10 protein-coding genes are annotated in these 13,058 nt (G+C 45.5%); 8 read left to right on the forward strand and 2 right to left on the reverse strand.

Annotated elements, in window-relative coordinates; translation table 11 throughout:
* Positions 1 to 199: 199 nt before the first annotated feature.
* Positions 200 to 835, forward strand: a complete 636-nt coding sequence (gene motX / locus R7Q48_RS21965) for a flagellar protein MotX (RefSeq protein WP_167415495.1) — start codon at positions 200 to 202, stop codon at positions 833 to 835.
* Between the two features lie 80 nt (positions 836 to 915).
* On the opposite strand, the gene hmpA is transcribed toward motX, so the two are convergent.
* Positions 916 to 2,100, reverse strand: coding sequence for an NO-inducible flavohemoprotein (gene hmpA / locus R7Q48_RS21970; RefSeq protein ID WP_318132439.1), 1,185 nt, complete (start codon positions 2,098 to 2,100; stop codon positions 916 to 918).
* Between the two features lie 157 nt (positions 2,101 to 2,257).
* Between hmpA and nsrR the strand changes: the two genes are divergently transcribed.
* The 5 genes from nsrR (at position 2,258) to trpS (ending at position 8,050) form a co-directional block, all read left to right on the forward strand.
* The gene (gene nsrR / locus R7Q48_RS21975; RefSeq protein ID WP_005381392.1) at positions 2,258 to 2,683 is read left to right on the forward strand and encodes a nitric oxide-sensing transcriptional repressor NsrR; all 426 of its coding nucleotides are present in this window, start codon (positions 2,258 to 2,260) and stop codon (positions 2,681 to 2,683) included.
* A 115-nt stretch (positions 2,684 to 2,798) separates the two neighbouring features.
* The gene (gene rnr, locus R7Q48_RS21980) at positions 2,799 to 5,306 is read left to right on the forward strand and encodes a ribonuclease R (protein WP_017821742.1); all 2,508 of its coding nucleotides are present in this window, start codon (positions 2,799 to 2,801) and stop codon (positions 5,304 to 5,306) included.
* A gap of 70 nt (positions 5,307 to 5,376) precedes the next feature.
* Positions 5,377 to 6,120, forward strand: a complete 744-nt coding sequence (rlmB, locus tag R7Q48_RS21985; protein WP_017633733.1) for a 23S rRNA (guanosine(2251)-2'-O)-methyltransferase RlmB — start codon at positions 5,377 to 5,379, stop codon at positions 6,118 to 6,120.
* A gap of 110 nt (positions 6,121 to 6,230) precedes the next feature.
* The gene (locus R7Q48_RS21990) at positions 6,231 to 6,917 is read left to right on the forward strand and encodes a phosphoglycolate phosphatase (protein ID WP_005382834.1); all 687 of its coding nucleotides are present in this window, start codon (positions 6,231 to 6,233) and stop codon (positions 6,915 to 6,917) included.
* 116 nt (positions 6,918 to 7,033) lie between these two features.
* A complete protein-coding gene (gene trpS, locus R7Q48_RS21995) occupies positions 7,034 to 8,050 on the forward strand; it encodes a tryptophan--tRNA ligase (RefSeq protein ID WP_005381398.1) in 1,017 nt (338 codons plus the stop codon).
* A 57-nt stretch (positions 8,051 to 8,107) separates the two neighbouring features.
* Here the strand turns inward: trpS and R7Q48_RS22000 are convergent, their stop codons facing one another.
* A complete protein-coding gene (locus R7Q48_RS22000; protein WP_005381401.1) occupies positions 8,108 to 8,482 on the reverse strand; it encodes a hypothetical protein in 375 nt (124 codons plus the stop codon).
* Positions 8,483 to 9,024: 542 nt separating this feature from the next.
* On the opposite strand from R7Q48_RS22000, the gene R7Q48_RS22005 reads away from it, so the two are divergent.
* Both R7Q48_RS22005 and R7Q48_RS22010 read left to right on the forward strand, forming a co-directional pair.
* Positions 9,025 to 11,979, forward strand: coding sequence for an ExeM/NucH family extracellular endonuclease (locus tag R7Q48_RS22005; RefSeq protein WP_318132440.1), 2,955 nt, complete (start codon positions 9,025 to 9,027; stop codon positions 11,977 to 11,979).
* A 189-nt stretch (positions 11,980 to 12,168) separates the two neighbouring features.
* Positions 12,169 to 12,756: an aminodeoxychorismate/anthranilate synthase component II gene (locus tag R7Q48_RS22010; RefSeq protein ID WP_213973489.1), complete on the forward strand. Its 588-nt coding sequence runs from the start codon at positions 12,169 to 12,171 to the stop codon at positions 12,754 to 12,756.
* Positions 12,757 to 13,058: the final 302 nt, after the last annotated feature.

Consider the following 13,058-nt stretch of genomic DNA (forward strand, 5'->3'; position numbering starts at 1 on the left):
TTGCAAAAGCCGACCTTCTGGTCGGCTTTTTTGTATCTGAACAAAAACAGCGTGACTCTCATATGGCAAGCTTTTGCCGCTGAGCCTAAATCAGAGGCAAAAATTGTCTAAAGCTTAGCTGTTTTTTGCCGATAAGGTTATCAAGCAGAGGAGATCCTTCACCGATCTTTGGTTTCTTAGATACCTTAAGGGTACGTTTATGAAGTTACGAACAGTGGCTGCTTCACTGTTGTTGACCTTGGTTGCTACCACAGTGAAAGCCAATGTTGCTGATGTGGGGACACCAGTTCCGATCTATACCGAAGCAGAGCTGATAAAGCTTATTGAGCAAAATAAGCACTTACAACGTGTGCGCGCTGATAACTGCCAGCTGGTGGAGGATATCGTAGCTCGTGCGACTCGAATTAACTTACCCGCTTATGAATTTCTGTACGGAGATATGTTGGCTTGGGGGGTGTGTGTCGAGCAAGATGTCGAACTGGGTCTTTACTACATCGAAAATGCAGCGCATCAGGGGTTACCTGCTGCACTAGAGCAGATTGGCCGATACTATTCGCGTGGCACTTTAGTACAGCAAGATAAAGAACGTGCAATTCCATATTTGCGAGAAGCTGCGTCAATGGGAAACCTAAACGCGCGTATTCATCTGGCCGAGTTGCTTTTACGTGATTATGGCAGTCCACTCGATTACGAAGATGCGTATCGTTGGTTATATAACTCTGTCACAGCAGATAAGCGGCAGCATAAGCGCATAACTGTATTGAGAAACGGCCTTGAACAGCGCATGCCACAAAACGTTATTGCTCGAGCTAAACGGCGAGACACCTTTTGGTAACGCTTCAATATTGCAAACAACTTCATACAACAAAGCCCACGTCACGTGGGCTTTGTTGTTTTCCCGATAGTTGGTAGCGCTTAAACCACTTTGTGTGGACCGAAGCATTCGTAATGGAATTGCTCTTCTGGTACGCCAAGTTCTAATAGCTGTTTCGCTACGTGCTGCATAAATCCTACAGGACCACAGAAGTATACCTGCACGTTATCTTGCTTTAATGCAGCTTCAATTTCATACAGATTGACAAAGCCCGTGAAGTGGAAGTCTTCACCTAGCTTGTCTTCTGCCGTTGGTTGGTTATACCAAACGAGCGCGTTCATATTTTCTTTTTCTGCAACGAGTTGGTTTACGTGTTGCTTGAAAGCATGCTGTTGGCCATTTTCGGTTGCATGAACCCAAGTTACAGGTGCTTGATGTGCTGAGAGACTTTCTAGCATTGACAGCGTTGGAGTAAGTCCCACACCAGCAGAAATTAGAACAACGGGTGTTTGTGGTTCGGCATCCATAAAGAAATCACCGGCAGGGGCTGCAAGCTGCACTTTTTCGCCAATGTTCAGGCTATCGTGCAGGTAGTTCGACACTTTTCCGCCTTCTTCACGTTTTACTGAGATACGGTAGGTGTTCTCTTGGACCGCAGAAGACAGGCTATATTGGCGAATTTCTTGGTTTTCTAACTGGTCACTGTTGATGTAGATGCCAAGGTATTGTCCCGGTTTATACGGCGCCACTTTTTGGCCATCGGTTGGCTTGAACACAAAGCTGCAAATGTGTTTGCTCTCAATCTTTTTATCGACTAATTCAAATTCGCGTAGACCGCGCCAGCCGCCTTCCAAAGCTTCATTTTGTTGGTAAATATGTTCTTCGCGCTGAATAAATACATTCGCAAGTACGCCGTAAGCCTCAGCCCAAGCATCCAACACCTCTTGACCTGGATTAAAAAGCTCATCGATTGTTGCAAGTAAATGCTTACCAACGATTTGGTACTGATCTTCTGTGATCAAAAAGCTCGTGTGCTTATGCGCAATTTTCTCTACTGCGCCAAGCAGAGCTGGCAAATTTTCAATATTGGCAGCATAGGCACAGATAGCGTTGAATAATGCTTCACGCTGATCGCCGTTACGCTGGTTACTCATGTTAAAAATATCTTTCAACTCAGGGTTATGAGTTAACATACGCTCGTAAAAGTGCGCGGTCAGTTTTGGTCCTGTTTCGGCGATGAGTGGTGCGGTCGCTTTGACGATCTCGATAGTTTGATTGCTGAGCATAAGGGCTTCCTACTTTAAGTTGTATTTATAATGCATGTTTAAAGTTGTATCTCAAATGTATCTTTCGATCAAGAAAAGATTTACACTTTTATCGATAGCTCAAGTTTGGGGTTTTAGCACCACCAGCGGGTTATTGAGTCGCACTTTGGGAGAGAATATGCAGTTAACTAGTTTCACTGATTATGCGTTGAGAACCTTAATTTTCTTGGCTTCGTTGCCGGAAGATGAGTTAACCAGCATTACCGAAGTGACGGATTTATTTGGTGTGTCACGTAACCATATGGTTAAAGTTATCAATCGGTTAGGGCAGTTGGGTTATGTCCATACCGTGCGCGGAAAAAACGGTGGTATCCGGCTGATGAAGCCAGCGTCTGAAATCACAGTCGGTGGTGTTGTGCGCGATTTAGAGCCGTTAGATTTAGTCAACTGTGGTGTGGATTTTTGCCATATTACCCCTGCTTGCCGCCTCAAAGATAAATTGGCGAAAGCAAAAAGTGCCTTCCTGGCGGAGTTGGATGATTGCACGATTGAATCCTTGCTCAGTGACAATTCTGAACTTTTGATCTTGCTGGCTCGTCCTTAACTCATTTGCATGCCTAGAGTCGATCTCGATCATTCTTTTTTCAAAGCAATTCTGTAGCTTATCGAGAGACTCAGATATACTAGCCATATACCTTCCTTGCTAGATAGGCGTGCCTATGTCAGACAATATTCCAAACGATCCTTTTGCAGATCGTGAATCCAAAAATTACGAAAATCCAATTCCAAGCCGAGAGTTTATCATCGAGTTTCTAGAGCAAGCGGGCGTTCCAATGAATCGTAACGACTTGTTTGAGGCACTAAAGCTTGAGGGCGAAGAGCAATACGAAGGGTTGCGTCGTCGGCTACGTGCGATGGAGCGAGATGGCCAACTGGTGTTTACCCGCCGTCAGTGCTATGCATTGCCTGAAAAACTTGAAATGGTGAAAGGTTACGTGATTGGTCATCGTGATGGCCATGGTTGGGTACGTCCAGAAGGCAGCGTCGGCAAGGATGATGATATTCTGTTACCGCACCATCAGATGAAGAACATCATCCACGGTGATTTTGTCTTAGTGCAACCGACAGACAACAGCAAGCGCGGCCGCCGTGAAGGACGTTTGGTGCGTGTGCTAGAGGAGCGCAATGATCAAATCGTTGGTCGTTTCTTCCTTGAATATGGATACTCCTATGTTGTCCCAGATGACTCGCGTATCAGCCAAGATATCCTGATCCCAAATGAGCACAAAGCGGGTGCACGCATGGGTAACGTAGTCGTAATTGAAATTACTGATCGTGGCTCACGCTCACGCGGCATGATGGGTAAAGTGGTTGAAGTCCTTGGTGAAAACATGGCACCAGGTATGGAAACACAAATTGCGATTCGTACACACCAAATCCCTCACGAATGGCCAGAAGCCGTCGATAAACAAATCGAAAACTTAGGCGAAGAAGTACCAGAAGAAGCGAAAGTTGGTCGTGTGGATCTACGTGATTTGCCACTAGTGACCATTGACGGCGAAGACGCACGAGACTTTGATGATGCCGTTTACTGTGAAAAGAACAAAGAAGGTGGTTGGCGTTTATGGGTAGCGATTGCTGACGTCAGTTACTACGTTCGTCCTGACTCTGCGTTGGACAAAGAAGCGATCAATCGTGGTAACTCAGTATATTTCCCGTCGCAAGTTGTGCCGATGTTGCCAGAAGTACTATCGAACGGCCTATGTTCGCTCAACCCGCAAGTAGATCGCTTGTGTATGGTGTGCGAAATGACCATTTCTGATACCGGTAAGCTGTCTGGTTACAAGCATTACGAGGCGGTGATGAACTCGCACGCTCGTCTCACATATAGCAAAGTGAGCGCGATTCTAGAAGGGGATGAAGAACTACGTGAGCGCTACCAGCCGCTTGTTTCTCATCTAGAAGAGTTGCACAAGATGTACAAAGTGCTGAAAGAAGCACGCGATCAACGCGGTGCAATCGAATTTGAAACCGTTGAAACCAAATTTATTTTCAATGCGGAACGTAAAATCGAAAGCATTGAGCCAGTAATTCGTAATGACGCGCATAAGATCATCGAAGAATGTATGATTTTAGCCAACATTGCTTCGGCATCGCTGGTAGAAAAAGCGAAAGAGCCCGCGCTTTATCGTATCCACGAATCTCCAGGTGAATTACGCCTGCAAGGTTTCCGTGACTTCTTAAGTGAACTTGGTCTTGAGCTAAAAGGTGGTTTAGAGCCTTCACCAACGGACTATGCTGATCTCGCACGTCAAATCTCCGGGCGTCAAGATCAAGAGTTGATTCAGACCATGCTGCTACGCTCAATGAAGCAAGCGGTATACAACGCAGATAACGCGGGGCACTTTGGGTTGGCATTGAAACGCTATGCGCACTTTACGTCGCCAATTCGTCGTTACCCTGACTTGTTACTTCACCGTGCAATCAAGTATCTGATTGCTAAAGAAGAAGGTCGTAATCAAGATCGCTGGACACCAACAGGTGGCTATCATTACTCGTTTGACGACATGGATTTTTACGGCGAACAATGTTCGATGACAGAGCGCCGTGCTGATGATGCAACACGTGATGTTGCGGATTGGCTGAAGTGTGAATATATGCAAGACCACGTCGGTGACGAACTAGACGGTGTTATTGCTAATGTCACTAGCTTTGGCTTCTTTGTACGTTTAACGGATTTGCACATCGATGGTTTGGTACATATTTCTACCCTTGCGAACGACTACTATCAATTTGACCCGATTGGTCAACGACTTATTGGTGAAAGTTTCGGTAACATCTACCGCTTAGGTGATGCAGTAAAAGTAAAAGTACTGGCTGTTAACCTCGATGATAAGCAAATTGACTTTGAATTGGTCGAAACAAGTCGTAAGCTACGCGGCGAAGGTAAGACTGCGAAGAAACGCGCAGCGGAAGCAAAACGCAAAGCGAAAGATAAAAAACGCGCTGCGACTCGCTCTTCATCGAAGGAAGGTGGCGCGGCTCGTGCAGTTCCTGCGATAGAGCCAACTAAACGCCCAGAAGAAACGGGCGCAACGAGTAAGCGTAATGGCCCAAAACGTGGTGACGCCGAAGGCAACGAGAAGCCTAAAGTGAAAAAAGCACGTAAAAAGAAGCCGCACAGTAAGCCGAAGAAAACCAAGCGCACTAAAAAAGAAGCGCAGTAGTAGGTTGAAGCGCCAACTTAGTTCAAACTTGGTTGGCGCAGGCAATACGACCAGAACAACAGGTTAAACAATGAGTAACGAATTTATCTACGGCATTCACGCAGTGAAGGCGGTATTGGAGCGCGAACCAGAGCGTTTTATCGAGGCGTACGTTTTAAAAGGTCGTCAAGATGATCGCCTAATGCCAATCCTAAATGATCTTCAGGTTTGTGGTGTTTCTATTCAGCAGATGACACGTAAAACCTTGGATGACAAAGCGCGCGGTGCAAATCACCAAGGCATCATCGCTCGTGTGAAACCAGCGAAGCAGCTGAATGAGAACGATATAGATGACATCCTGGCGCAGCACGAATCACCACTGCTATTAGTGTTAGACGGCGTGACCGATCCACACAATCTTGGTGCGTGTTTACGTAACGCAGATGCGGCAGGTGCTGCGGCGATCATCGTACCGAAAGATCGTTCTGCACCGATGAACGCAACCGTAAGCAAAGTGGCTTGTGGTGCAGCTGAAGTCGTGCCATTGATCCGAGTGACTAACTTGGCTCGTACTATGCGTACACTGCAAGAGCAAGGTATCTGGTTTGTTGGTACGGCGGGCGAAGCAACGCACGACATCTACCAAGCAAAACTGACTGGACCCCTTGCTATCGTAATGGGGGCAGAAGGTGACGGTATGCGTCGTCTGACTCGTGAAACCTGCGACGATTTGATTAAGATCCCAATGGCTGGTAGCGTTTCAAGCTTGAACGTATCTGTGGCATCCGGCATCTGTTTGTTTGAGGCAGTTCGTCAGCGTATTGCTGCAAAGTAACGACGAAACAAACAGTTACTGTCGAATCAGACATAATGATAAAAACAAAGGATGGGGTGCCATCCTTTGTCGTTTTCACCGATTTATAAATAAAAATCCTCAGGGAAGTTATGACTCAACAAGACATTAAATTCATCGCCTTCGATCTAGATGGCACTTTGCTTGATAGCGTGCCAGATCTAGCTGTCGCGGCAGACCAAGCAGTACAGGCGCTTGGCTTTCCATCGGTTTCAGAAGAACAAGTTCGTGATTACGTGGGTAACGGCGCAGACGTGCTTATTGGTCGCTCATTAAGCCAAAGCCTGACCATCAACCCGGAGCTGAGTGAAGAGCTTCGTGCTAAAGCGCGTGTATTGTTTGATGATTACTACGAGCAAAGCGGTCACAAGCTAAGTCATCTTTACCCAACGGTAAAAGAGACACTAGCAGAGCTGCACAAAGCGGGCTTTGTTATGGCGTTGGTGACCAACAAACCTTCAAAGTTTGTGCCTGACGTTTTGGAAAAGCACGACATCGCAAAATACTTCGTTGATGTCCTTGGCGGTGATGCATTCCCAGAGAAAAAACCAAACCCAGTAGCATTGAACTGGCTAATGGAAAAGCACCAAATCCAACCAAGTGAAATGCTGATGGTTGGCGACTCGAAAAACGATATTCTCGCAGCAAAGAATGCAGGCTGTGCCTCATTTGGTCTGACATATGGTTACAACCACGGTGAACCTATTTCAGCATCAAATCCAGATTTCGTCGCTGACAGTTTGGCAGAATTATTGGACGTTGTAGCGGTTTCTGCATAACGGCTACAAAAGAGCTTCCAAAATACTCGTTAATGAGTACACTGAGTAAACCGTGCACCTATTACTGCACGGTTTTTTTCATTTAATTAGATTAAGAAGTCAAAGGAATCATTCTAATGAGCAAACCCATTGTATTGAGTGGTGTTCAACCTTCAGGTGAACTAAGTATCGGTAACTACTTGGGTGCTCTACGTCAATGGCAGCAGATGCAAGACGATTATGATTGCCAATATTGTGTGGTAGACCTTCACGCGATTACGGTTCGTCAGGACCCTAAAGCGCTGCATGAAGCAACTCTAGACGCACTGGCAATTTGTCTGGCAGTTGGTGTTGACCCGAAGAAGAGCACGCTATTTGTTCAGTCACATGTACCAGAGCATGCTCAATTAGGTTGGCTTCTTAACTGCTACACTCAAATGGGTGAGCTGAGCCGTATGACTCAGTTTAAAGACAAATCGGCACGTTACGCGAATGACGTAAACGTCGGTCTATTTGACTACCCGGTGTTGATGGCGGCTGACATTTTGCTTTACGGTGCACACCAAGTACCTGTAGGCAGTGACCAGAAGCAACATCTAGAATTAGCGCGCGATATCGCAACGCGTTTCAACAATATTTACTCGCCAGAGCAGCCAATCTTCCAAGTTCCAGAGCCTTACATTCCGACAGTAAATGCGCGTGTAATGAGCCTTCAAGATGCAACGAAGAAGATGTCTAAATCTGATGACAACCGTAAGAACGTTATCACGCTGCTGGAAGAGCCTAAGTCGATCCTTAAGAAGATCAACAAAGCGCAAACCGATACCGAAACGCCACCAAGTATCCGTCATGATATCGAGAACAAGGCGGGCATTGCTAACCTAATGGGTCTGTACTCCGCGGCGACAGGCATGAGCTTCGAAGAGATTGAAGCGAAGTACCAAGGCGTAGAAATGTATGGCCCATTTAAGAAAGATGTTGGTGAGGCAGTTGTAGCAATGCTTGAGCCAATTCAAGCAGAATATCACCGTATTCGCGCTGATCGTGCTTACATGGACGAGGTAATGCAGCAAGGCGCTGAGAAAGCCTCGGCACGAGCGGCTGAAACGCTTAAGAAAGCATACGAAGCAGTAGGTTTTGTAGCTCGCCCATAGTTGCTAAGAACGAATACGAAAAAGCTCCACTTTGGTGGAGCTTTTTTTATGCCTGTATTACTGAAATGGTGTGTCTTTCATACAGCGTTCCATGTCGTAATATTCAACACGTCCTCGAGCCCCTAGAAAGGCAGACTTCACAACCATGCCTCTATCAATGAAGTAACTAAGCTGTACGCATGATATATCGTAGCTGAGTTCTTTAATTCTCGCTGGAATCCAGTAGGTTCCTGGCGTTCTTAGACGCTGAGTAAAGGTAATAACACCCTCGTCACTGACTTCTAGCTCTTCAATACCATCCAGTTCATTTTTGGCTGATTCGATGATGTCTTGATTCGCCGTAGGTTGAAGTGGCTCACTGGCGGTCAACTGACACCCCGCTATCAAGCCAAGTAGGGAGAGAGCTAGCACACTGCGTTGAATTTTTTTCATTTGTCGTTCCTGGGTTTACAGCTAATGAGATCTTATTGTCTCGCGCAGGTGTTATATCTTTTGTGTATGTTTTTGGCTAGTGAGTAATGAAAAGTTATTGAATAAATCATGAAAACTTTGAAGTATGAGGGGCCTGTATAAGAGAGAACGAAGCGAGTAATAGATTCTTGGGCTGAACAGTGATACAAGTGAAAATTAAAGCATTCTAAATTAGTGACTAATTATATTTTTTATTTGTAACGGAACGGTTGGGTTAATAAGCAACTCAACAAGTGATGTATTTTCTACTCCTTAACATGAAGTGAAAAAGTAAACTGAGTAATCAATCTAAATTCTGACTTGTTTATCAATAGCGCTCTGTATTTATTACAAAAAATGTTTGAATGGGATGCTCTGGCATATTTTCTTATATTCACATGTGATTCATTTCACGGCTTTAATTACTCATTCTTATTTATTTCATAAATAAACCTGATAGTAGACGCAAATGGCAGGCTCTAACCAGAGCTAAGTTTGCATTTACATAAATATCAGGTATGACAATGGACACGTTAATCAAACCCTCAATACTCGCATTAACCATCGCCAGTGCACTTAGTGCAAACGCGAACGCAGAGATTATTATTTCCCAATACGTAGAAGGCGGCGCTTATAATAAAGCGGTAGAGATCGCTAATACGGGTGATACTGCGGTGACACTCACTGGCTACGAGTTGGCGAAATCATCAAACGGTGGTGGTACTTGGGGTAGCACATTCGACCTTAGCCAAGTGACGCTACAAGCTAACCAAGTGTATGTACTGGCGCATGGTGACGCGAGCGATACCATCAAAGCTGTCTCGGATATCACAGATAAAAGCGTTGCGAACTTTAACGGTGACGACCCGATCGCACTGCTTAAAGATGGTGAAGTGCACGACATCATCGGTGTGATGGGTGACGTAGATTTTGGTAAAGACACCACATTAGTTCGTAACAGTGATGCACTAACCCCTTCTGCTACTTATGATGCATCTCAGTGGACGGCATTTGAGAAAGACAACATTGACGGCCTTGGTGAGCTAAATGCGACTGAGCCACCAGCACCATTCGCTTGTGAAGTCGACGGTCAGCAACCTAACTTCACTACCATCCAAGATATTCAAGGTGAAGGCGATACGTCTCCATTCATTGATGGTTACCCATACATTACTGACGAAGATCATTTCGTAACGGGTGTCGTGACTGCTGTTACCACTGGCCTAACCAAAGGTTTCTACCTACAAGCATTAGAAAGCGACAACAACGACAAGACCTCAGAAGGCTTGTTCATTCATACTGACGCGGCAGACACGGAGCTAAAAGCTGGTGACGTTGTTTGTGTTAAAGGTAAAGTTCAAGAGTACTACAGCAATACTCAGCTAGCTTCTGATGCTAACAGCTATGTGAAAACAGGCACATCGGATATTCCTCGAGTTACCGATCTTGTTATCAAAGAAGGTGAAACACTACGTGATGCGCTAGAGCGTCATGAAGGCATGCAAGTTGAACTAACTTCGGCAAGTGACCTGTTTGTAACTCGCAACTTCTCTTACGACTACGATTCACGTCGTAACAACATGATGTTGTCTCATGAAGCGCCATTGTTTAAGCCGACTCAATTGCACGCAGCAGAGAGCGATGCAGCCGTTGAGCTAGCAAAAGACAACGCAGCGAACCGCGTATACCTAGAATCTGATGGCAAAGCACCAAACGGCCAAATCCCTTACTACCCAGATTTTGCGAAAGATGCAGACCAAGATGGCTCTTCTGAGCAGCACATTCGCCTTGGTTCGCGAGTAGAAGGTCTGCAGGGCGTGGTGGCTTACAGCTACAATGAATACCGCCTGATTGCGACCAATGAAGTCGATAACACCAACTTCGTGACTTCAGATGAAGGCTTCGACGTGGCTCGTAAAGATGCTCCAGCGATTGCGGACTCAGATTTGCGTATCGCCAGCTTCAACGTACTGAACTACTTCAACTCTGTGGCTGACAGTGGCCATGAAAACCCAACTGGACAAAACCGTGGTGCGACTAACCTAGATGAGTTCCTGATCCAACAAGCGAAAATCGTTGCGGCGATGAACAAGATGGACGCTGACATCATTGGTTTGATGGAAGTGGAAAACAACGGCTTTGGTGATGGCAGTGCTATCCAAAACTTAGTTGATGCCCTAAATGCTGAGATTGATGACGCTGAAGATCATTACACGTATGTCGAAATCGAAGAGCAAGACAAATACCAAGACGAATACTTTGGCAGTGATGCGATCATGGTGGCGATTTTATATCGTGCTAACGCAGTAACGCCAAAAGACGCTGCAAAAGTGATCATCACGCCAGAGCAGCACATTGCAGAAAACACAATTACTCGTAAAGAGGGCACAGAAAGTAACCCTGCTTACGATAAGTACCAACGCCACAGTCTACTTCAGACCTTTACGGTGAAAGAGACGGGTGAAGATTTGTCTATTGTCGTAAACCACTTTAAGTCGAAAGGCTCTGAGTGTATTGAAGAGTGGATTGCTGGTGTAGAAGATTCTGAGCCAGCGGATCTGCAAGGCAACTGTAACAACTTCCGCGTTTCTGCTGCGCACGCAGTGGGTGAAGCGTTGAAAGAGGTGAAAGGCGATGTATTGCTCATGGGCGACCTCAATGCTTATGGCATGGAAGACCCACTTCTGACACTGACTGATTACTCGAAAGAGAAATACGGCCGTGACATTTATACTGCTGCTTACACAACCATTGGTGATGGTGAACTTCAAGTAGAGAAGACCAAAATTGAAAAAGGTTACGGTCTGCACAACTTAAACACGTTGCTGCACGGCACTGATACGTTTTCTTACACCTATTCGGGCGAGCTGGGTAATTTGGACCACGCATTGGCAAGCAGCAGCCTAGCGCAAAAAGTGGTAGCAATTGAAGATTGGCACATCAACTCACTAGAGAGTAACTTGTTCGAATACAGCAGCAAGTACACAGGTGATATGCCGAAGTACAAAGATGCGTTCTCTGCCTCTGACCACGATCCAGTGATCATCGCGATTGATTTACCAGATGATGACATCGATTTACCGAAAGCAGGTGACAACTTAGCCGTCGATGTCCGTTTACCACCAACGGCGGTTGTGGGCGATATTGTTACGGTGAACTTAACGCCATCCACACAAGCGGCTGCGGCAAGCAGCGATACGAAAGCTTACTCGGCTAGCCAAACTTTAGTTCAAGCTGATATTGATGCGCGTAGCGTGAATATTGAGTTTGAACAAACGCCAGAGCAAGGTAATTATCAGTTAGAAGAGAAAGTGACTGACTCGACAGGTAATATCGTGAAGTTTAGCTCTGTTCGTGATGTTTCAATGACGCAAACTGAAGCTGGAACAGAAGGGTCGAAGGATTCAGATGGTGGTTCGTTTGGTTTTGGTGCTCTATTTGCGCTGCTAGGTCTCGGCTTATTCCGTCGTCGCCGCTAAGCGAATTTACTTCCTGACAAACAGTTCCTAAATAGCTGTAAAGACCAAAGGCCAGCCTATGCTGGCCTTTTTATTCAGCAAAAACTTGCCTTTCTTGCTTGGTATAGCAAAATACCGCCCTTGATTGTCACGAACGTGGCGATTCACTACGTAAGCATTGCCAAAACGGATTGGAGCAACCGACCCTTTATGTTGTTGATCATCGATAACTACGACTCTTTTACCTACAACCTTTACCAATACTTCTGCGAGCTTGGTGCAGACGTAAAGGTGGTGCGTAACGATGAAATCAATATCCAAGGCATTGAGGCGCTCAACCCAACTCATTTGGTGATCTCGCCAGGGCCATGTACGCCGAACGAAGCAGGTATTTCACTGAAAGCGATAGAACACTTCGCTGGTAAGCTTCCAATATTGGGTGTTTGCCTTGGCCATCAAGCGATAGCGCAAGTGTTTGGGGGTGAAGTGGTACGTGCACGACAAGTGATGCACGGTAAGACCTCACCGATTCGTCATAACGGTCGTAGTGTGTTTAAAAATCTGAATAACCCACTCACGGTAACCCGTTATCACTCTCTTGTGGTGAAAAACGGTACTTTACCCGACGTGTTTGAACTGACTGCATGGACAGAACTGCCGGACGGAAGCATGGATGAAATAATGGGTTACCAACATAAAGCCTTGCCAATTGATGCGGTGCAGTTCCACCCAGAATCAATCAAAACTGAGCAAGGTCACGAGTTGCTTGCGAACTTTTTAGCACGCAAAGCGATCTGATCGCGATCACTTTTCTTAACAAATCATTCATCTTTTTGCTGAGGTGAGCGGATTGCAAAACTATGCGATTCTCTCGAGTCTCTTTGTCTATTCATGTCTTTTTAAACCTTCTATCCCCTGTATTACATAACATTTATAAAAAATCACTTCTCTATTTTACTTTCTTGATGCATAAATAGTCATAAGCAGTGATTAATGGAAGTTGCTTTCGAGAACGAAAAGAATAAATCACTATTGAAATGGTTAATTAAATGTAAATACAATGCCGCAATAGCTTAAATGCAAAACATTATTTGCTGGCA

The sequence above is a fragment of the Vibrio sp. 378 genome, from assembly GCF_033339435.1.

Bases quoted from the DNA above. Each gene is read 5' to 3' on its own strand.
- motX (WP_167415495.1), top strand. From the start codon at position 200: ATGAAGTTACGAACAGTGGCTGCTTCACTGTTGTTGACCTTGGTTGCT.
- hmpA (WP_318132439.1), bottom strand. From the start codon at position 2,100: ATGCTCAGCAATCAAACTATCGAGATCGTCAAAGCGACCGCACCACTC.
- nsrR (WP_005381392.1), top strand. From the start codon at position 2,258: ATGCAGTTAACTAGTTTCACTGATTATGCGTTGAGAACCTTAATTTTC.
- rnr (WP_017821742.1), top strand. From the start codon at position 2,799: ATGTCAGACAATATTCCAAACGATCCTTTTGCAGATCGTGAATCCAAA.
- rlmB (WP_017633733.1), top strand. From the start codon at position 5,377: ATGAGTAACGAATTTATCTACGGCATTCACGCAGTGAAGGCGGTATTG.
- R7Q48_RS21990 (WP_005382834.1), top strand. From the start codon at position 6,231: ATGACTCAACAAGACATTAAATTCATCGCCTTCGATCTAGATGGCACT.
- trpS (WP_005381398.1), top strand. From the start codon at position 7,034: ATGAGCAAACCCATTGTATTGAGTGGTGTTCAACCTTCAGGTGAACTA.
- R7Q48_RS22000 (WP_005381401.1), bottom strand. From the start codon at position 8,482: ATGAAAAAAATTCAACGCAGTGTGCTAGCTCTCTCCCTACTTGGCTTG.
- R7Q48_RS22005 (WP_318132440.1), top strand. From the start codon at position 9,025: ATGGACACGTTAATCAAACCCTCAATACTCGCATTAACCATCGCCAGT.
- R7Q48_RS22010 (WP_213973489.1), top strand. From the start codon at position 12,169: ATGTTGTTGATCATCGATAACTACGACTCTTTTACCTACAACCTTTAC.